Origin of the sequence: Pseudosporangium ferrugineum (genome assembly GCF_003002065.1) — a bacterium.
In the GTDB taxonomy this organism is placed as follows: domain Bacteria; phylum Actinomycetota; class Actinomycetes; order Mycobacteriales; family Micromonosporaceae; genus Actinoplanes; species Actinoplanes ferrugineus_A.
Genome location: NZ_PVZG01000010.1, coordinates 247,418 through 266,628, shown reverse-complemented (window position 1 = coordinate 266,628; position 19,211 = coordinate 247,418). Strand labels below are relative to the sequence as shown.

Genomic DNA, 19,211 nt, shown 5'->3' with positions numbered 1-19,211 from the left:
CGGATTGACGGAACCGGGCGGCCGGCGTGCACCGGCCGCCCGGTCCGTCAGTCGTTGTCGCGGGACTGCTCGGCGAGGAAGCGTTCCAGCTCGGCGCCCAGTTCCTCGGCGCTCGGCAGGCCGCCGCTCGGCTCGGCGAGCAGGTTGCCGGACCGGCCCCGCAGGAAGGAGTCGTACTGCGCCTCCAGGGAGGTCACCAGCCGGCCCGCCTGCTCGTCGTCGGCGACCTGCTTGTCGATCTCCTCGCGGATCTCGGTCGCGGCCTCGTGCAGCGCCGCGGTGGGCAGCACCAGGCCGGTGGTGTTCGCGACCGACTCGACGAGCAGCTCGGCAGCCGCCGGATAGCTCGCCTGGGCCAGGTAGTGCGGCACGTGGGCCGCGTAGCCCATGGCGTCGTGACCGGACTCGCCGAGGCGGAACTCGAGCAGGTTGCCGACGCTGGCCGGCACCTGCACCCGCTGCAGCCACGACTCGCGCTCGCCGAGCAGGCGGCGGTCGGTGGCGTGCGCGGTGACGCTGACCGGGCGGGTGTGCGGCACCGCCATCGGGATGGCGTTGAGGCCGACGGTCAGGCTCACGCCGAACCGGTCGATGAGCGTGCGCACGGCCGCGATGAAGCGCTCCCATTGCAGGTCGGGCTCGGGCCCGGCGAGCAGCAGGAACGGGGTGCCGGTGAGATCCTTGAGCAGGTGCAGCGCCAGGCTCGGCTGCTCGTAGCTCTCCCAGTGGTCCTCGACGAAGATCATCGGAGGGCGGCGCGATCGGTAGTCGAGCAGCTGGTCGAGGTCGAACGTCGCCAGGACGCGTCCCTCGAACTGCTCCAGAAGGTGTTCCCGGGAGAGCTGGATGGCGCTCCCCGCGTCGACGAACCCGGTGAGTGCCTGGACGAGCACCACGCCGTCCAGGTCAGGCAGGTCGTCGGCCAACTCGTAGAGCCCGTGTGGGTCGAGCACGCTGCGGACCTCCTCGAAACGAACGCCCGCAATGGCGGGGCAATCGGATAACAACAACCGTCCGTCCGGGTCCATTCCCGGCCTTCATGATCTTTCCGTACGCCCGCAGCACGCCGGACGCCGCGGCCCGGTGCGGGCCGCGGCGTGCCGGAACGGGGGTGCTCAGACCCGGAACTGCCCGACGAGCGACTGGAGCTCCTCGGCGAGCCGGGCCAGCTCCTCGGCCGTACGCCGGGACTCGGTCACGCCCTGGTTCGTGCTCTGCGCGGCCTCGGCCACCCCGGAGATGGTGCGGGCGATCTCGGTGGAGCCGCCCGCCGCCTCGGCGACGCTGCGCCCGATCTCGCTGGTCGTGGCGGTCTGCTCCTCGACGGCCGAGGCGATGGTGTCCGAGTACGAGTTGATCCGCTCGATGACCGCGGCGATCTCCCCGATCGCGTCGACGGCCGCCGAGGTGTCCGTCTGGATGGCCTGGATCCGGCTGGAGATCTCCTCGGTCGCCTTCGCGGTCTCCTGGGCCAGGTCCTTGACCTCGCTGGCGACCACGGCGAAGCCCTTGCCCATCTCGCCGGCGCGGGCGGCCTCGATGGTGGCGTTGAGGGCGAGCAGGTTCGTCTGCTCGGCGATCGAGGTGATCACCTTGACGATGTTGCCGACCTCGGCGGACGACGTGCCCAGCTTGGCGACCGTCGTGTTGGCGGACTGGGCGACCGCGACGGCGCCGCGGGCCACGCCGGCGGCGTCGGCGGCGCTGGTGGCGATCTCCCGGATGGACGCGGTCATCTGCTCGCTGGCGGCGGCGACCGTGTCGACGTTGCTGCTGACCGTACCGGCGGCGTCCGAGACCAGGCCGGCGCGGGAGCTGGTCTGCTCGGCGTTGACCGCGATGCGGCTGCTCACCTGGGCCATCTCCTGGGCGGACCCGGCCAGGGTGTGGCTGCTGCCGGTGATCCGCGAGATCGTCTCGCGCAGCGTGCCGGTGGCGCGGTCGAGCTGCTTGGCCATCCGGCCGATCTCGTCCTTCGCCGTGACGTCCGCCCGGCCGGTCAGGTCGCCGGCGGCGATGCTGTCGATCACCGCGGACAGGCCCTTGATCCGGGTGATGATGCCGCGGGCCACGGTCAGGGCCAGCAGGGTGGCGATCACCAGGCCGGCGACCAGGACGACGATCACGAAGGTCCGCGCCGACCGGTAGGACGAGGCCGCCGAGGCGACCGCCTTCTTGGCTTCCGCGTCCTCCTGCAGGGCGAGCTGCTCGAGGTTGGCCTTGGCGCGGATGATCGCCGGTTGCACCAGGACGTCGCGGGCGATGAGCGTCTTCGCCGCGTTGCCGGCCTCCGCCTCCTTCATGAACCCGTTGCGCGCTTCCCGGTACTTGCCCCAGAGGTAGATCGCCTGGTCCATCAGCTTGGGGTTCACCGTGTTGGCCCGGTACGCGGCGTTGTCGGCGTCGACCTTCGCGTCCAGCAGCTTGATACTCGCCGCGATCTCCGGCGTCGGCGACTGGCCGTACGAGAGCACCTGGGCGTGGATCGTGCCGACGTCGGAGGTGATCAGGCCGAGCTGCTGCGACGCGACGACGCTCTTGCTGTAGAGCTGCTGGCCGACGGAGTTCACCTGCGACAGGCGGGCCAGCGCCACCAGTCCCACGGTCGCGGCGACCAGGGTCAGCGTGGCCACGATCAGCATGATCTTCGTGTTGAGCGACCGGTCGGCGAGCCAGGCCTGGGCGGGGTTGCGAAAGGCGGGCCGGCGGAAGGACAGGACGTTCTTGACGGAAGGCATCTGGTGGTGACCTCGCGGTAGTTCCGGCTCGGGCCTTATCGCCCCTGGCCCTCACTATCGGGTGCGGCTCGGTTCCACTGAGGTTATATGGCCCAGATCGCCTTCTCAGACGGTCAGCGGCCGGTGGGCCCGCAGCTGTTCGTCCACCTGCTCCGCCGACAGCGGCCGGGAGAAGTGGTAGCCCTGCGCGAAGCGGTAACCGAGCCGGTACAACGTCTCCGCCTGCTCGGCCGTCTCGACGCCCTCGGCGATGGCCTGCAGGTGCAGCCCGTTGGTGATCTGGATCATCGCGGTGGCGATCACCGCCTCCTCCGAGCGGCCGCCGATGCCGTCGACGAACGACTTGTCGACCTTCAGCGTGTCCGCCGGGCAGGTACGCAGCAGGCCCAGCGACGAGTGCCCGGTGCCGAAGTCGTCCAGCGCCACCTTCACGCCCAGCGTCACGAGGTTCTGCAGGGTGTCCAGGGCCACGCCGCCGTCGAAGACCGCGGTCTCGGTGACCTCCACGACGAGCTTCTCCGGGTCGAACCCGGAGTCGGCGAGGGCCGCGCGCACGTCGGCGGCGAAGCCCGGCTCGCGCAGCTGGCGCGCCGAGACGTTGACGCCGATCTCGCCGGGTGCGGCCGTACCGAAGCGTTCCTGCCAGTCGGCCGCCTGCCGCAGCGCGGTCCGCAGGATCCAGTCGCCCAGCGGCACGATGAGGCCGGTGCGCTCGGCGATCGGGATGAACACGTCGGGGCCGATGAAGCCGCGCTCGGCGTGTTTCCAGCGGACCAGCGTCTCCAGCGAGGTCCACCGGCCGTCGGGCAGCGCCACGATCGGCTGGTAGACCAGGGTGAAGTCGCCGTGGTCGAGGGCCCGGCGCAGCTCGGCGCCGAGCTGGGCGTCGGCGGCCTGGTCCTGTTCGAGCCGGGCGTCGTAGACGGCGTGCCGGCCCTTGCCGCGCTCCTTGGCGGCGTACATCGCCAGGTCGGCGCGGCGCAGCAGCTCCTGCGGGCTGGCCTCCGGCCACACCTCGGCCAGGCCGATGCTGGCCTTGACGAGCAGGTCGTAGCCCAGCGCGTGCACCGGGCGGGTCAGCGACTCCGCGATGCGGTCCAGCACCTCGGTGGCCTCGTCGCTGCGCAGCCCGTTCAGCAGCAGGCCGAACTCGTCGCCGCCGAGGCGGGCCACGATGTCGTCGGCGCGTACCGCCTCGCGCAGCCGGTCGGCGACCACCACCAGCAGCGCGTCGCCGACGGCGTGGCCGAGCCGGTCGTTGATGGCCTTGAAGTCGTCGAGGTCGATCAGGGCCAGGCTGAGCGTCTCCGGCGCGTCGCCGTCCGGGCCGCTCACCCGGGCGAGCGCCTCGCTCGTCTGCTGCTCGAACAGGGAGCGGTTGGCCAGGTCGGTCAGGTCGTCGTGGGTGGCGCGGTGGGTCAGCTGATCCTGGTAGCTGTTCAGCTCGAGCAGGTTGGCGTCGACCCGGCGCAGCAGGCGCCCGTTCTCCGACAGCGCGCTGATCTGGCGCGCCACCACGAGCACGGTGAGGACGACCGCGGCGAGGGCCACGGTCAGCACGACCGCGCCCGCCATGCCGGCGACGAACAGGAGCAGGCCGTCGGTGGCGGCGACGGCGAGGTACGGCACGGCGTTGAACGAGCGGGGACGCCGCGGCGGGAGCTCCACGCGGGCGGCCCGGCGCTGCCGGTCCGCGGCGAGGGCGACGCACAGCATCGCGGCCGGGATGAACACCATCGAGCCGCTCAGGCCCGGGTGCAGCGTGAGGAAGAGCGGGACCAGGCCGCCGCCGGCCGCGCCGATCGCCGCCGCGAGCGCGAGCAGGCGCAGCGCGACCCGGTCCAGGCCGCCGAAGCCGCTGACCGCCACCTTGACGAAGGCGAGCGCGGCGACGAGCCCCATGCCGGTCAGGATCAGCATCGGCACGGCCCGGGTGCTGCCCGCCTGCCAGGCGTCGAGCACCTCGGTGATCAGGTACCACGAGAAGACGCCGAGCGTGATGGTCACCGTGGCGGAGTCCAGGACGAAGCGCAGCATGAGCCGGTCGCGCTGGTAGCCGCTCATCGGGAGCCGCAGCAGCGCCCAGAGCAGGAGCAGCACCGCCGCGCCGTACGCGATCGAGGTGGGCAGGTCGTGGTCCTGACCGAGCGCCCCGGGGTCGAGCACGTAGTGGCGGGCGTCGCCGGTGATCGCCAGGACGAGGATGACGCTGGCGCCGGCGAAGGAGCGCCAGACCCGCGCGGTGACCCGGTCGAGATCCGGGACCGAGGCGGTACGCCAGCACTCCCAGCCGGCCACCGCGGTGCCCACCATGGCCGGCATCCAGCCCCAGACGACCTGGGTACGCTGCTCCGCGTAGTTGACGGTGAACAGGACGACAGAGGCGGCGAGAACCGCGGCCGCCGTCAGCAGCATCGGAGTCGGGCGCAGCCGCTCCACCTGCCGTTCGTCGACCGTCATCCGGCGTTGCCCTCCTGGAGAACCGAGCTTCCGGGTTATCTGATCGGTCGGACTGCGAGGCGATTGAGCAGAACGGGTGCCGGGTACGCGTAACCACGTGGCTGCGGAGCGTGGGATCTTCCCCAGACCTGTCATGCACGTGCATCTGCAAGGCACAATGGGAACCCCCTCCTCCCCTGGAGCGAACTGGTGAGTGAATCCGCCGCACCTCCGTCACCCCCGTCACCGCCGGCGTCCGAGGATGCGGGCCCTCCGGGAACCCTCTGGGCCCGGATGAAGGCCGACCCGCAGTACGCCCCGGAACACCTCGCCCTCGAGGCCGTGCGCCGGCTCGGCCCCCAGGCGCGGGACTGGGCGGAGCACGCCCGGGAGCAGCACCCCGGCATCACCGCCGACGCCCTCGCCGACCAGGCCGTCAAGCGCTTCATCAACCACGCCCGGCTCTCCGGGGCGGTCTCCGGCGCCACCGGGCTGCCCGGCGCCGTCGTCGACGTCGGCGTGCTGGCCTGGACCCAGTCCCGCATGGTGCTGCACATCGCCGCGGCGTACGGCGTCGACACGACCAGCCCGGACCGCGCGACCGACCTCCTCGTGCTGCAGAAGGTGCACAAGCTGGCGGAGACCGCCCGGGTGGCGCTGGGCGTCGCCGCCGGGCGCGAGCGGGCCAGCCGGCTCTTCGCCGACTCCGCCGACCGGCCGCTCAGCGGCGTGATGCTCAAGCTGGGCGTCAAACTCGCGCAGATGGCGGGCGTACGCGCGGCCAAGCGGATGTTCGCCAAGATGATCCCGGGCGCCGCGGTGGTCCTGGGCACCTGGGTCAACTCCAGCGCCACCAAGGACCTCGCCCGGCGCACGCGTGAGCTGTACGGACGCCCCTAAAGTTCCGCTCGCCGCTGTCGATGTGTCTCGGGTAACGGCCCGGCACACTCGCACGGAGGGAGGACCGCATGAAGCACCGTCGCCGGTGGCTGCTGGTCCTCGCCCCCCTCCTGCTGACCGGCTGCGGCGGCCTCGGCGGGTCCGCCACCACGGGCGCCTCGCCGTCCTCGGGAGCCGCCGGCGCGGGTGCCGGCGGCGGCAACTCCTGGCTCGTGGTGGAGCGGGGCAGCCCCACCCCCTCGCCGACGCCGAGCAGCGGCATCCCGCCGTACCCGACTCCCGCCGCGACCGGCTTCCTGCCGCTGAAGACCCCGCAGCCGACCACGCCCACCCCGACGTGCGCGCCGGACACCGTGCACTTCTCCCGGGTCGGGGCGCTGGCCGTGACGCCGGGCACCACCAGCGCCACGGCGAGCTGGTACAACGTCGGCGGCTACAACCTGGTCGAGTACCGCCTGACCGCGATCAGCCACGACCTGAAGGTCGGCAACCAGCGCGACATCGGGTGGATCCGGATCAAGCCGAGGACGGCGTGCGGCCCGATGACCGCCACGATCAGGAACCTGGACCGGAAGACCGGGTACGTGTTCTCGCTGGACGCGGTCGTGACCCGGCGCAGCGGTGACGGCACCCACGCCGGCACGCTGCTGCGCTCACACGTCATCTACACCAGGTAGTCGGTCAGGTCCCGCTCCGGGCGGTAACCCTGGCCGTACGCCCGGGACAGGTCCAGCACCATGCCGTCGGTGAGCTGGTCGACCGCGTACCGGGTCAGCGACGGCACCGCCGCGGCGAGGCCCCGGACCAGGCCCACGGGAACGTGCCGGACCGGCACGCCCAGCACCCGGCCCAGCACCTCGTCGCGCCGGTAGGGGCGCGCGTCCGCGATGTTGTAGGCCCCGGCCGGCCAGGTCACCGCCGCGAGGCAGGCCGCCGCCAGGTTCTCCACCGCCGTCAGGCTCATCGCCACGTCCGGGCCGGGCAGCCACGCCCGCCCGCCCCGGACCACCCGGCGCAGGCGCGGCAGCAGATGCCGGTCGCCGTCGCCGTAGACGGCCCGCGGCCGCAGGGCCACCGCGCCCGCCGCGAGCGCCAGCCGTTCACCGGCGGCCTTGGTGCGTCCGTACGCGCTGCGCTGCCGATCCGCGGGACTGTCCTCGCCCACCGGGCCCCCGTACGGCCCCGGGCGGTACACGCTGGCGCTGCTCACCCACACGACGGGCCGTCCCCGGGCGGCCTCGAGCAGCCGGGCGGTGCCGTCCACGTTCACCGCCCGGTACGCCGCCTCGGCCCGCCGCCCCGGCGCGGGATCCCCGACGGCGGCGGCGAGGTGCACCACCGCGTCCGCGCCGGCCAGGCCGGGCACCTCGCGGGCGGCGTCCCACCGGACGTACCCGCCGACCGGCCCGGGGCGGCGGCCCACGCACACCACGTCGTGCCCGGCTGCCGCGGCGAGGCGGGCCACGGCCGTACCGCAGAAGCCGGAGGCACCGGTCACGGCGAGCCTCATGACGGCCGCACCACCAGCGAGCGCCACGACGGCAGGGCCGAGCGCCGGTCCACCCGGGCCCGCACCACCACCGGCCGGTACGGCGCCAGCGCCCGCAGCACGTCGCCGAGCTGCGTCCGCGCCAGCCGGGCGCCGGGGCAGGCGTGCGGCCCGGTGCCGAAGGCGAGTTGGGCGATCCGGGCGCTCACCGGCCGCGCCGGATCCGGATCGAGGTGATGGGCGTCGAGCACGTGCCGGGCGACGAGCAGCATCCGGTCGCCGCCGCGCACCGGGCACCCGCCGGGCACCGGCAGCTCCCCGGCGTCCGCCGCGACCCGGGGCAGCAGGGGCGTGGGCGCGGTGACCCGCAGCAGCTCGTCGGCGAGGGCGGGGCTGTCCGCGTACGCCCAGAGGTCCGCGTCGCAGGCCCACGCCGCGGCCCGCGGCACCGCGGCGACCGTGGTCGTGATCGCAGCCACCGCCAGCATCGTGGCCAGCGGGAGGCGGTCCGGCCCGGCCGGTGCCAGCAGCGCGGCCAGCCGCCCGGTCGCCTCGCGGGCCGCGCGCCCGGCGCCGGGGCGGGGCAGGCCGGGCAGGTGATCACGGGCGGCGGCTGCCGCCGCGTCGCGCGCCGCGGCGGCCAGCGCGACCCCGTCCACGTCCACGCCGAGCAGGGCGGCGGCGGTGGTCCCGGCCAGCTCGGCCGCCAGCGGGACGAGATCGACCGGGTCGCCGCCGGCCAGCGGCTTCAGGCCGCGCTCCAGCAGGTCCGTCCAGACCGGGCGCAGCCGGGCCACCCCCGCCGCGCCGAGCGCCTCCGCGGCGTCCCGGCGGGCGTGGCGGTGGCCGTCGCCCTGCTGGTCGAAGAGCAGGCCGCCGCCGGCCAGCCGCCCGGCCGCCCCGCCCGTGGTGCCGGCCGCGGTGCGGTCGAGCGGGATCCGGGTCAGCCCGGCGACGAACGCCTCCCGGTCGTGCACGAGCAGCGTGCGGCCGAGCCGGACGACGGGGCGCCGGCGGGTGGCGGCGAGGAGCGCGAACAGCACCGGGTGGCTGCCCAGGTAGACGCGGCGGTCGCGGGTGCGTGCCCTCATCGCACGTGCACCGCGTCGCCGGCGGGCCGGTAGCGCCGGTCCCAGTGCCACAGCAGCGTCCGGCGTGGTCCCCAGCCGCGCAGCCGGCGCAGGCTCGTCTCCACCACCAGCTCCTCGGACCGCACGATGCGGTCGCTGTGCTGCCGCGCCCGGTTGAGCAGCGTCACGTCCTCGGAGCCGTCCTCCAGGGCCTCCCGGGGCGTGCCGCCGCAGCGCTCGTACAGGTCGGCGGTGATGGCCAGATTGTGGCCGTGGACCAGCACGAACGGCGCTCGGGCGGACGCCGACCGGTGCTGCCACCGGCCGATCCGGGCGGCGAGACGCACCACCGCCGGGTAGATCCGGCGCTGCGCCCAGGTCGGCTCCTCGTCGCGGCGCGGGACGCTGCGGCCGCACACCAGCTCCGCCCGGTCGAGCAGGGACCGGCCGGTGGCGACCCAGCCGGGTGCGGGAAGGCAGTCCGCATCCGTACGCAGCAGCTTCGTCGCGCCGTGCCGGATCGCGTACCGGAACCCGGTGTCGGCGGCCGTCCCCGCGCCCGGCGCGGGCTCGGCGACCACCACGACGTCGCCGGGGAAGCCGGCGGCCACCTCGGCGGTGCCGTCCGTCGACGCGTTGTCCACGACGACCAGGGTGAACTCCCGGTCGGTCTGCGCGGCCAGCGCGGCGAGCGCACCGGGCAGCAGCCGGGCCTCGTTGTACGCGGGAACCACCACGGCGAGGTCCCTCATGCGGCCGCCGCCAGCCGGGCCGCCGCGGCGCGGTCGGGCTTGCGGGAGCGCCCGGCGAGCGGGACGTCGGCGAGCATCACCGCGTCCGGCCGGGCCGCGCCCATGCGGGCGAGCGGGGCGCGCAGGGCGGCCCGCACGGCGTCCGGGGACGCGCCGGCGACCGGCTGCACCACGGCGACCACCCGCTCGTCGCCGTCCCCGGCGGGCACGCCCACGATCACCGCCAGCTCGACGCCCGGCACGTGCAGCGCCGGCTCGTACAGGCCGGGATAGATGTTCTCGGCACCCCGCAGGATCATGTCCTTGCACCGGCCGCCGAGCACGACCCGGCCGTCCTCGACCCGGCCCACGTCACCGGTGGCGATCCACTCGTGCGGCTCCTCGCCCAGGTAGCGGTCGGCCGCGTTGGGGCCGGCGAGCAGCAGCTGGCCCCCCTCGCCGGTGCGGGCGCGTACGCCCGGGAGCAGGTCGCCGGCCAGATCGCCGCCGCCGGTGTGCGCGGCCTTGGCGGTGGCCTCGACGGCGGCGGCCGGGAACACCTCGGTGAGGGCGTACACGCCCCAGGCCTCGTCCGCGCCGGCCCGCCGGACCCGGGACAGCAGCTCCGCGCTGACCGGGGCGGAACCGCTGTAGACCCGGCCGGTGAAGCGGATTCCCGCGGCGAGCGCGGCCCGCAGCTGCGGCGGCGTCAGGTACGTCGCCTGGGGCGCGAGCCCGGCGGCCTGCCGCACCAGGGCCGCCGGCCGTCCCGCGGGCAGTGCCACCGGCGCGCCCCCGGCCAGGGACGGGACCAGGACGAAGAAGGTCCCGCCCAGCACCGGCCGGCCGGGCTCCGGGCGGACCAGGTCGTGCACGGTCCGCATGCCGGCGGTCAGGCTCGCCCGGGTGTGCACCACGGCCCGGGGCCTGCTGGTGGTGCCGGACGTGAAGACCACCACCGCGTCGCCGTCGCCGTCGAACCCGCGCGGGCGCGGCCCCGGGGCGGGCGCCAGCGCGGGGGCGCTGCCGGGCAGCCGCCGCCCGATCGTCACGGCCGGGGCGAGGGCGGCGAGGTCGGGCAGCGCGAGGTGGGCGCGGCGGGCGAGCGGCGCCGCCCAGCCCGCCACCGCCTGCGCGGCCGCGTCGGCCAGGACCAGCTCCGGCCGGGCCAGGGCGAGCCGGGCCAGCAGCACGTCCGGGCCGGCGGTCGGGTCCAGCACCGCGACGCGCAGGCCCAGGTGGTACGCCGCCAGCAGCACGGCCAGGGAACGGGGGCCGGGGCGTACGGCCACCCCGACCGTGGCGCCGGCCGCCAGCCCCCGGGCGTGCAGGGCGGCGGCGTAGCCGGTGGTGAGCCGGTGCAGGTCGCCGCGGGTGGCCCGGGCGACCGTACGGCCGCCGCGCCGCGCCCCGAGGACGGCCGGGCGCGGATCGTCCTCGCGCAGGCCCGCGATCAGGTCGCCGAGCATCAGCGCGGATCCGCCGTGAGCGAGCCGCTGCCGCGGTCGAGATACCACTTCGCGGTGCCGACGATCCCGTACGCGCTCAGCCGCCGGGTCGAGTTCTCCACGACCATGTCCCGGCTGTGCCGGATGGCGGCGGTGGTCCGGCGTACCCGGTTGAGGAACGTGCGGTCGGTGGGGGACGGGCGCCGGGGCATGCCGCCGCACGCCTCGTAGAGCTCCGCCGTGATCGCCATGTTGTTGCCGGCGTGCATCCGGTAGGGCGCCCGGTAGCCCCGCTCCCGATGGGCCGGCCGCAGCCGGCCGAACGTGGCCGCGACGCCGACCAGCAGGCGGAACAGGGCCCGCCCGGCCGGTCCGTGCTCGTCGCGGCGGGCGGTGATCCGGCCGCACATCAGCCCGGCGCCGCCGAGCAGGCCGGCCCGCGCCGCCGCCACCCAGCCCGGCCGCGGAAGGCAGTCCGCGTCCGTCCGCGCGAGCAGCACCGCCCCCCGCGAGATCGCGTGCCGGAAGCCGGTGTCGACCGCGCAGCCGACGCCCTTCTCGGTCTCCACCAGCACGTGCACCGGGAACGGCGCGGCGAACGCCCGCGCGATCTCCGCGGTGCCGTCGGTGGAGCCGTTGTCCACCACGAGCAGCTCGAAGTCCGTGTCCGTCTGGTCCGCCAGCGCCGCCAGCGTCTGCCCGATCCGCGCCGCCTCCTGGTACGCCGGCACGATCACCCACAACTCGGTCACGCGGACACCTCCCAGACCATGGTCATCAGGGAGACGCCGCCGCCGAGGCCGACGAAGAGCACCCGGTCGCCGGGGGAGAGCCGGTCGCGGACGCGCGCGAGCTGCACGCCCAGCGAGGCGCTGGCCAGGTTGCCGAGCTCCGGCACGGTGACCTCGAGCTTCTCCGCCGGCACCCCGGCCACCTCCACGAACCGCTGGAGGTACGGCATCGTCACCTGGTGCACGAGCACCCGGGCGTAGTCGTCCCACCCGAACCCGGTGCGGTACGCGACCCGCTCCAGCAGGCCGGCCCCGATCTTCTCGAAGACGCCGCGCAGCCGGTGCCCGTCGCCGGTGAAGTAGGTGTGCTCGTCGCCGCGCGGATGCCGCGAACCGCCGCCGAAGATGCCGCCGACCTGCCAGTGCTCCGAGTGGGTCTCGCTGTCCACGTCCAGGATCCCGCCTGTGCCGACCGGCTCGACCAGCACCGCCGCCCCGGCGTCGCCGAACGTGAACCCGGCGAACGCGCTGCGGGCCTGGACCATGCCGTCGAGCCGCGGCCGCATCGACCGGGTCGGGGTCTCCCCGGTCACCACCAGCGCGCGCTGCGCCCGGCCCGCCAGGATCATCGACCGGGCCAGGTCGATGCCGTTGAGGAAGCTGTTGCAGGCGTTCGTCACGTCGAGCGCGTGCGCCCGGCTGCCCAGCGCCGCCTGCACGACGTGCGCGGTGGCCGGCTCGACCATGTCGCGGGTGGCCGAGGCGAACAGCAGCAGGTCGATGTCGAGGGCGTCCAGGCCGGTCTCGTCGAGCACCCGTCGCGCGGCGCGGACGGCCAGGTCGGAGGCGTACTCGTCGGCGGCCGCGACCCGGCGCCGGTCGATGCCGGTGGCCTGCGCGAACATTCCGGGCGGCAGCGGCAGGTTGCTCGCGGCGGCGACCCGCTGCTGCAGGTCGGCCGTGGTCACCTCCCGGTCGGGCAGGACGCTGGCCACCGCGGTGATGCCCACGGGGGGAACGGTCGAGGTCATGGGCGCCAGCCTTCAGCACGGCCGGGGTCCGCGGCGTGAGTAGAACGGCTCATTCTCGCTAGGCCCCGCGGCTCCGGCGCTGGCCCGTACGGGTCTTCTCTAAGCTTTCCGGCATGGAACCCATCGTCGACACGGTCGTGATCGTGGCGATCTGCGTGCTCGGCGCGGCGCTCGCCCGGCGGCTCGGCTTCATCGCCCCCCTCGTGCTGCTGGTGGCCGGCCTCGGCCTCTCCTTCGTGCCCGGCCTGCCGGAGGTGCACGTCGAGCCGGAACTGGTGCTGATCGGGATCCTTCCGCCGCTGCTGTACGTGGCCGCGCTGCAGACCAACCTCGTCGCCTTCCGCCGGGCCCTGCGGCCGATCCTGCTGCTGGCCGTCGGGCTGGTCGTGTTCACCGCCTTCATCGTCGGCTTCGTGGTGCACGCGCTGCTCCCGGACATCCCGCTGGCCGCCTGCATCGCCCTCGGCGCGGTGGTCGCGCCGCCGGACGCGGTGTCGACCACGGCGATCGCCCGCCGCATCGGCCTGCCTCGCCGGATGGTCGTCATCCTCGAGGGCGAGAGCCTGCTCAACGACGCGACCGCGCTGGTGATGGTGCGCATCGCCACCGGCGCCCTGCTCGGCTCCGCGGTCGGCTTCTGGGAGATCACCGGGCAGATCGCGCTGAAGGCGGGGGTCGGCGTGCTGCTCGGCCTGGTGGCGGCGGTCGGCGCGGCCTGGCTGCACAAGCGCATCACCGACCCGCTGCTGGACGACGCCGTGTCGCTGCTCACCCCGTTCGTCGTGGTGATCATCGCCGAGGAGCTGCGGTCGTCCAGCGTGGTGGCGGTCGTGGTGGCGGGGCTGTACCTCGGGCACCGGATCCCGTACCTGCTCTCGGCCACCTCGCGGCTCCAGATGGACGCCGTCTGGCGGCTCATCACGTTCCTGCTCGAGGGAGTGGTGTTCCTCATCGTCGGCCTCCAGCTCCGGGAGTTGATCGGTCACCTGGAGACGGACCTGGCCACCACCGTACGGGTCACCGGCCTGGTCTTCCTCACCCTGGTCGCGGCGCGGTTCGTCTGGATGTACCCGGCGACGTACCTGGCCCGGCTCTTCCCCGGCGTCCGGGCCCGCGAGGAACGCCCGCCGATCGCCGTGCCGACCGTCATCGGCTGGGCGGGCATGCGCGGCGTGGTCACCCTCGCGGCGGCGCTGACCCTGCCGTCGACGGAGGAGGTGCCGGGCCCGTACACCCGCGACCTGTTCGTCTTCGTCGCCTTCGCGATCATCGTGCTGACCCTGCTGGTCCAGGGCACCACGCTGCCCATGGTGGCGCGCCGGCTGGGCGTCCGCGAGGACACCACCACCGCCGACGCGCTGGCCGAGGCGAACGTCCAGCACGCGGCCAGCCGGGCGGCCCGGGAACGGCTCGAGGCTCAGGCGGACGGCGCGCCCGCCTCGGTGGTGGAACGGCTGCGCGCGCTCACCGACAGCCGCTCCAACGGCGCCTGGGAACGGCTCGGCAACCAGGAACAGGAAACCCCCTCGGCCGCGTACGGCCGCCTGCGCCGAGAGATGATTACCGCCGAGCGGCACGTCTTCAAGATCGCCCGCAACGAGGGGCGCATCTCCGAGGAGGTGCTCAACCGCGCCCAGCGCGAGCTCGACCTCGAAGAATCCCAGCTGACCCGGAGTGACGAGTGACCTGCGAGCACCTCAAGAACGCGACCGAGCCGGACCCGCAGGCGCCGCAGGGCGCCGGCTGCCCGGAATGCGTGGAGGACGGGTACCAGGACTGGGTCCACGTGCGGCTCTGCCTGACCTGCGGCTACGTGGCCTGCTGCGACTCCTCCCCGAGGCGCCACATGTCCCGCCACTACGAGGAGACGGGCCACCCGGTGATGCGCTCGTACGAGCCGGGCGAACACTGGAAATGGTGCTTCGCCGACGAGATCCTCGGCGCCTGACCGGGCGCCGGCCGCGCGGCGGTCCGATCCGGGCGTCCGGGGCGGGGAACCGGGCGTGGACCGTGATCGACCGCACAGGGTCCGGGGGAAGTATCTGGGGGTAACCGGACAGTCGCGCAGACGTTGTCAGTCGCATCGGTGAGAATGACCGCTGACGCGGCCGCACAGGATTGAACCACCGCTCGGATGGGCACTCGGTGCCCCGCCCGCGGGGGAGACCTCGCGACCGCGGGCACCGACGGTCGAGGGTGGGAGCAGCACATGCAGGTGTGGCCGGGTCACCGGTATCCACTGGGCGCGACGTACGACGGGACGGGCACCAACTTCGCGATCTTCTCGGAGGTCGCCGAGGCGGTCGAGCTGTGTCTCTTCGACGCGTCGGGCAACGAGCGCAAGGTTCAGCTGCACGAGCAGGACGCCTTCGTGTGGCACGCGTACCTGCCGGGGGTGGAACCGGGGCAGCGTTACGGCTATCGGGTGTACGGGCCGTACGACCCGGCGCGGGGGCTGCGGTGCAACCCGCACAAGCTGCTGCTGGATCCGTACGCGCGGGCGGTGGACGCGGACATCGACTGGCATCCGAGCCTGTACGCGTACGACTTCGACAATCCGGACCAGATGTCGGACCTCGACTCGGCGCCGCACATGGCCAAGGGGGTCGTGGTCAACCCGTACTTCGACTGGGGCAACGACCGCCGGCCGGACATCCCGTACCACCACTCGGTGATCTACGAGACGCACGTCAAGGGTCTCACCGAGCGCCACCCCGAGGTGCCGAAGGACATGCGCGGCACGTACGCGGCGCTGGGCCACCCGGCCGTCATCGAGCACTTCGCGAAGCTGGGCGTCACCGCGGTCGAGCTGATGCCGGTGCACCAGTTCGTGCACGACAACCGCCTGGCCGACCTGGGTCTGCGCAACTACTGGGGCTACAACACGCTGGGCTTCTTCGCGCCGTACCACGGGTATTCGGCGATGGGCTCGCTCGGCCAGCAGACCCAGGAATTCCGCGGCATGGTCAAGGCGCTGCACGCGGCCGGCATGGAGGTCATCCTCGACGTCGTCTACAACCACACGGCGGAGGGCAACCACCTCGGCCCGACGATGAGCCTCAAGGGCATCGACAACCGGACCTACTACCGGCTCGTCGACGACCAGCCCAATTTCTACATGGATTACACGGGTACGGGTAACAGCCTCAACGTGCGCAGCCCGCAGAGCCTCCAGCTGATCATGGATTCGTTGCGGTACTGGGTCACCGAGATGCACGTCGACGGCTTCCGCTTCGACCTCGCGTCCACCCTGGCCCGGGAGTTCTACGACGTGGACCGGCTGTCCACCTTCTTCGAGGTGGTGCAGCAGGACCCGGTGGTCGGGCAGGTGAAACTCATCGCCGAGCCCTGGGACGTCGGGCCGGGCGGCTACCAGGTCGGCAACTTCCCGCCGAACTGGACCGAATGGAACGGCAAATACCGCGATACCGTACGCGACTTCTGGCGCGGGGAACCGGCCACACTCGCCGAGTTCGCCAGCCGGATCACCGGTTCCGCCGACCTGTACCAGGACGACGGCCGCAAGCCGTTCCACTCGATCAACTTCGTCACCGCGCACGACGGCTTCACGCTCAACGACCTGGTCTCGTACAACGACAAGCACAACGAGGCCAACGGCGAGGAGAACCGCGACGGCGAGGGCCACAACCGGTCGTGGAACTGCGGCACCGAGGGCCCGACCGACGACAAGGCCGTGCTGGCGCTGCGCGCGAAGCAGCGGCGCAACTTCCTGGCCACGCTGATGCTCAGCCAGGGCGTGCCGATGATCTCGCACGGCGACGAGCTGGGCCGCACCCAGCAGGGCAACAACAACGCGTACTGCCAGGACAACGAGATCAGCTGGATCGACTGGGACAACGCCGACGAGACGCTGCTCGAGTTCACCCGCAAGCTGACCGCGTTCCGCCACCGCCACCAGGTCTTCCAGCGGCGGCGGTTCTTCACCGGCCTGCCGGTCACCGCGCGCGGCGGCGGCGACCCGCTGCCGGATCTGGAGTGGTTCACCCCGGACGGGCGGCAGATGGCCGGCGACGACTGGGGCAACGACTTCGGCCGGGCGGTCGCGCTCTTCGTCAACGGCGAGGGCATCCGCGAGCGCGGCCAGTACGGCCAGCGCCACGTCGACAGCTCGTTCCTGCTGTTCTTCAACGCGCACGACGCGCCCATCGAGTTCGCCACCCCGCCCACCGAGTACGGCGAGAAATGGGAGAAGGTCATCGAGACCGCCGAACCATCGCCCGACCGCCCGAACGTGGTCGAGGCCGGCTCCACGATCCTCGTGCCCGACCGCTCGCTCATCGTGCTCGACAGGACGGTGTAATGCCCCGATCCGACCTCCCCACCGCCGCCCACGACCGGACTGAAGGCATGCCCTCCTCCACGTACCGAATCCAGATCCGCCCCGACTTCGGCTTCAAGCCCACCGCCGAGCTCGCCGACTACCTGGCGGACCTCGGCGTCAGCCACCTCTACACCGCGCCGATCCTGACCGCGGCGCCCGGCTCGGAGCACGGCTACGACGTCGTCGACCACACGCGGGTCAGCGCGGCGCTCGGCGGCGAGGAGGGCCGGCTCGCGCTCAAGGCCGCCCTGGACGCGGCCGGGCTGGGCCTGGTCGTGGACATCGTGCCCAACCACGCCGGGGTCGGGGTGCCCGCCGCCAACCCGACGTGGTGGGACGTGCTGAAGCACGGGCGGGAGTCCGCGTACGCGAAGTTCTACGACATCGACTGGTCCCGGGGCCGGCTGCTGATCCCGGTGCTGGCCGACGAGCCGGACGCGCTCGACCAGCTGCGGGTCGAGGACGGCGAGCTGCACTACTTCGACAAGCGCTACCCGATCGCGGACGGCACCGGCGAGGGCACCGCCCGCGAGGTGCACGACCGGCAGCACTACGAGCTGGTCACCTGGACCCGCGGCGACGCCGAGCTGAACTACCGGCGGTTCTTCGCCATCGTGGACCTCGCCGGCCTGCGCGTCGAGGACCCCGAGGTCTTCGAGGCCACCCACCGCGAGATCCTGCGCTGGTACGCCGAGGGCGCCGTCCAGGGCCTGCGCGTCGACCACCCGGACGGGCTGCGCGACCCGGGGGACTACCTGCGGCGGCTGCGTGACGCCGCGCCGGACGCCTGGCTCGTGGTCGAGAAGATCCTGGAGCCCGGCGAGGAGCTCCCCGACTGGCCGATCGACGGCACCACCGGATACGACGCCCTCGCCGAGGTCTGCGGCGTCTTCGTCGACACCACCACCGAGCGGTTCTTCGACACGCTCGACCACCACCTGACCGGCGGGGAGACCAGCTGGCAGGACCTGGTCCACGGGACGAAGTACCACCTGGCCACCACCCAGCTCGCCGCCGAGCTGGCCCGGATGTGCCGGCTCGTGCCCGAGATCGAGGCGGCGCCGAAGGCCCTCGCCGAACTGGCCGCCTGCTTCCCGGTGTACCGCTCGTACCTGCCGTTCGGCTCGCGTCACCTGGCCCGCGCCCGGTCCGAGGCGGGCCGCCGCCGGCCGGGGCTGATCCCGGCCCTCGACCAGCTCACCGCCCGGCTGCGCAACCCCGCGGACGAGCTGGCCGTCCGCTTCCAGCAGTACACCGGCGCGGTGATGGCCAAGGGCGTCGAGGACACCGCGTTCTACCGGTGGACCCGCTTCACGGCCCGCAACGAGGTGGGCAACGACCCGTCGAAGTTCGGCGTGAACCTGGACGAGTTCCACGACACCGCGGCGGAGCGCCAGCGGCGGTGGCCGGCCGGCATGACGTCGCTGTCCACCCACGACACCAAGCGCAGCGAGGACGTCCGGGCCCGGCTCGCCGTCCTCTCCGAGCTGCCCGGCGACTGGACCGAGGTGGTACGCCGCTGGGTGCGCCTCGCGCCGCTGCCGGATCCGGCGCTGGCGCACCTGATCTGGCAGGCCGCGGTCGGTGCGTGGCCGCTCGACCGGGAGCGGCTGCACGCGTACGCGCTGAAGGCGGCCCGGGAGAGCGGCGTCGGCACCACCTGGACCAGGCCGGACGAGAGGTTCGAGACCGCGCTGCGGGCGATGGTCGACCGGATCTACGACGACCCGGCCCTGCACGCCGAGGTCGACGCGTTCGCCCGCACGATCAGCGGGCCGGGCTGGTCCAACTCGCTCGCTCAGAAGCTGGTGCAGCTGACCATGCCCGGCGTGCCGGACGTCTACCAGGGCACCGAGCTGTGGGACCACTCGCTGGTCGACCCGGACAACCGGCGCCCGGTGGACTTCGGCCTGCGCCGCGAGCTGCTGGCCCGCATCGACGACGGATGGCAGCCGCCGGTCGACGGGAGCGGTGCCGCCAAGCTCCTGGTCACCAGCCGCACCCTGCGGCTGCGCCGGCAGCGGCCGGAGCTGTTCGGCGGGTACCGGCCGGTGTTCGCCGACGGCCGGGTCGCCGAGCACGTGGTGGCCTTCGACCGCGGCGGTGCGGTGGCGGTGGCGACGCGGCTGCCGGTCGGCCTGTCGCGGCACGGTGGCTGGCACGACACCACGCTGACCCTCGACGGCCACACCTGGACGGAGGTCTTCACGAACACCAGTTACGGCGGGAGCCGGCTGGCCGTGGCCGACCTGCTGCACACGTACCCCGTCGCTCTCCTGGTGAAAGAGTAGC

Annotated in this window: 15 protein-coding genes; 6 read left to right on the top strand and 9 right to left on the bottom strand. The window is 73.5% G+C overall.

Going from position 1 to position 19,211, the window contains the following annotated elements; genetic code table 11:
• Nucleotides 1-47: 47 nt before the first annotated feature.
• The 3 genes from CLV70_RS22250 to CLV70_RS22240 form a co-directional block, all read right to left on the bottom strand.
• The gene (locus CLV70_RS22250) at nt 48-953 is read right to left on the bottom strand and encodes a proteasome assembly chaperone family protein (RefSeq protein ID WP_106128497.1); all 906 of its coding nucleotides are present in this window, start codon (nt 951-953) and stop codon (nt 48-50) included.
• A gap of 162 nt (nt 954-1,115) precedes the next feature.
• Nucleotides 1,116-2,738, bottom strand: a complete 1,623-nt coding sequence (locus CLV70_RS22245; RefSeq protein ID WP_106128496.1) for a methyl-accepting chemotaxis protein — start codon at nt 2,736-2,738, stop codon at nt 1,116-1,118.
• A 105-nt stretch (nt 2,739-2,843) separates the two neighbouring features.
• Complete coding sequence (locus CLV70_RS22240; RefSeq protein ID WP_158277798.1) at nt 2,844-5,198, bottom strand: putative bifunctional diguanylate cyclase/phosphodiesterase; 2,355 nt, start codon at nt 5,196-5,198, stop codon at nt 2,844-2,846.
• Nucleotides 5,199-5,387: 189 nt separating this feature from the next.
• Here CLV70_RS22240 and CLV70_RS22235 point away from each other — a divergent pair, with 189 nt between their 5' ends.
• Both CLV70_RS22235 and CLV70_RS22230 read left to right on the top strand, forming a co-directional pair.
• Nucleotides 5,388-6,077 carry an EcsC family protein gene (locus tag CLV70_RS22235; RefSeq protein ID WP_245908386.1) on the top strand — a complete coding sequence of 230 codons (690 nt, stop codon included), beginning with the start codon at nt 5,388-5,390 and terminating at the stop codon, nt 6,075-6,077.
• A 68-nt stretch (nt 6,078-6,145) separates the two neighbouring features.
• Entirely contained in the window at nt 6,146-6,754 is a 609-nt protein-coding gene (locus CLV70_RS22230) for a hypothetical protein (RefSeq protein WP_106128493.1), read from the top strand.
• On the opposite strand, the gene CLV70_RS22225 is transcribed toward CLV70_RS22230, so the two are convergent.
• The 6 genes from CLV70_RS22225 to CLV70_RS22200 are packed head-to-tail and all read right to left on the bottom strand — an operon-like array spanning nt 6,742 to nt 12,577.
• On the bottom strand, nt 6,742-7,587 hold the full coding sequence (locus tag CLV70_RS22225) for an NAD-dependent epimerase/dehydratase family protein (protein ID WP_106128570.1): 846 nt from the start codon (nt 7,585-7,587) through the stop codon (nt 6,742-6,744). The two genes, CLV70_RS22230 and CLV70_RS22225, sit on opposite strands and share 13 nt — an antisense overlap.
• The gene (locus tag CLV70_RS22220; protein ID WP_106128492.1) at nt 7,584-8,657 is read right to left on the bottom strand and encodes a cytochrome; all 1,074 of its coding nucleotides are present in this window, start codon (nt 8,655-8,657) and stop codon (nt 7,584-7,586) included. Before CLV70_RS22220 ends, CLV70_RS22225 begins: the two co-directional genes overlap by 4 nt.
• Complete coding sequence (locus tag CLV70_RS22215) at nt 8,654-9,388, bottom strand: glycosyltransferase (RefSeq protein ID WP_106128491.1); 735 nt, start codon at nt 9,386-9,388, stop codon at nt 8,654-8,656. Before CLV70_RS22215 ends, CLV70_RS22220 begins: the two co-directional genes overlap by 4 nt.
• Nucleotides 9,385-10,836 (bottom strand): class I adenylate-forming enzyme family protein, encoded by a 1,452-nt coding sequence (locus tag CLV70_RS22210; protein WP_106128490.1) that lies wholly within the window; start codon nt 10,834-10,836, stop codon nt 9,385-9,387. Before CLV70_RS22210 ends, CLV70_RS22215 begins: the two co-directional genes overlap by 4 nt.
• Nucleotides 10,836-11,567, bottom strand: coding sequence for a glycosyltransferase family 2 protein (locus CLV70_RS22205; protein ID WP_211303833.1), 732 nt, complete (start codon nt 11,565-11,567; stop codon nt 10,836-10,838). The genes CLV70_RS22210 and CLV70_RS22205 overlap by 1 nt, the downstream gene beginning before the upstream one ends.
• On the bottom strand, nt 11,564-12,577 hold the full coding sequence (locus CLV70_RS22200) for a 3-oxoacyl-ACP synthase III family protein (RefSeq protein ID WP_106128489.1): 1,014 nt from the start codon (nt 12,575-12,577) through the stop codon (nt 11,564-11,566). Before CLV70_RS22200 ends, CLV70_RS22205 begins: the two co-directional genes overlap by 4 nt.
• A 113-nt stretch (nt 12,578-12,690) precedes the next feature.
• On the opposite strand from CLV70_RS22200, the gene CLV70_RS22195 reads away from it, so the two are divergent.
• The 4 genes from CLV70_RS22195 (at nt 12,691) to treY (ending at nt 19,210) form a co-directional block, all read left to right on the top strand.
• The gene (locus tag CLV70_RS22195) at nt 12,691-14,262 is read left to right on the top strand and encodes a Na+/H+ antiporter (RefSeq protein WP_106128488.1); all 1,572 of its coding nucleotides are present in this window, start codon (nt 12,691-12,693) and stop codon (nt 14,260-14,262) included.
• Nucleotides 14,259-14,525 carry a UBP-type zinc finger domain-containing protein gene (locus CLV70_RS22190; RefSeq protein WP_106128487.1) on the top strand — a complete coding sequence of 89 codons (267 nt, stop codon included), beginning with the start codon at nt 14,259-14,261 and terminating at the stop codon, nt 14,523-14,525. Before CLV70_RS22195 ends, CLV70_RS22190 begins: the two co-directional genes overlap by 4 nt.
• A 261-nt stretch (nt 14,526-14,786) precedes the next feature.
• Nucleotides 14,787-16,898, top strand: a complete 2,112-nt coding sequence (gene glgX, locus CLV70_RS22185; protein WP_106128486.1) for a glycogen debranching protein GlgX — start codon at nt 14,787-14,789, stop codon at nt 16,896-16,898.
• Nucleotides 16,898-19,210 carry a malto-oligosyltrehalose synthase gene (treY, locus tag CLV70_RS22180; RefSeq protein ID WP_245908385.1) on the top strand — a complete coding sequence of 771 codons (2,313 nt, stop codon included), beginning with the start codon at nt 16,898-16,900 and terminating at the stop codon, nt 19,208-19,210. Before glgX ends, treY begins: the two co-directional genes overlap by 1 nt.
• The last annotated feature ends 1 nt before the right edge of the window (nt 19,211 follow it).

Excerpts from the sequence above, each read along its gene's own strand:
- CLV70_RS22245 (WP_106128496.1), bottom strand. The coding sequence starts at position 2,738 with ATGCCTTCCGTCAAGAACGTCCTGTCCTTCCGCCGGCCCGCCTTTCGC.
- CLV70_RS22240 (WP_158277798.1), bottom strand. The coding sequence starts at position 5,198 with ATGACGGTCGACGAACGGCAGGTGGAGCGGCTGCGCCCGACTCCGATG.
- CLV70_RS22230 (WP_106128493.1), top strand. The coding sequence starts at position 6,146 with ATGAAGCACCGTCGCCGGTGGCTGCTGGTCCTCGCCCCCCTCCTGCTG.
- CLV70_RS22225 (WP_106128570.1), bottom strand. The coding sequence starts at position 7,587 with ATGAGGCTCGCCGTGACCGGTGCCTCCGGCTTCTGCGGTACGGCCGTG.
- CLV70_RS22220 (WP_106128492.1), bottom strand. The coding sequence starts at position 8,657 with ATGAGGGCACGCACCCGCGACCGCCGCGTCTACCTGGGCAGCCACCCG.
- CLV70_RS22215 (WP_106128491.1), bottom strand. The coding sequence starts at position 9,388 with ATGAGGGACCTCGCCGTGGTGGTTCCCGCGTACAACGAGGCCCGGCTG.
- CLV70_RS22210 (WP_106128490.1), bottom strand. The coding sequence starts at position 10,836 with ATGCTCGGCGACCTGATCGCGGGCCTGCGCGAGGACGATCCGCGCCCG.
- CLV70_RS22200 (WP_106128489.1), bottom strand. The coding sequence starts at position 12,577 with ATGACCTCGACCGTTCCCCCCGTGGGCATCACCGCGGTGGCCAGCGTC.
- CLV70_RS22195 (WP_106128488.1), top strand. The coding sequence starts at position 12,691 with ATGGAACCCATCGTCGACACGGTCGTGATCGTGGCGATCTGCGTGCTC.
- glgX (WP_106128486.1), top strand. The coding sequence starts at position 14,787 with ATGCAGGTGTGGCCGGGTCACCGGTATCCACTGGGCGCGACGTACGAC.
- treY (WP_245908385.1), top strand. The coding sequence starts at position 16,898 with ATGCCCCGATCCGACCTCCCCACCGCCGCCCACGACCGGACTGAAGGC.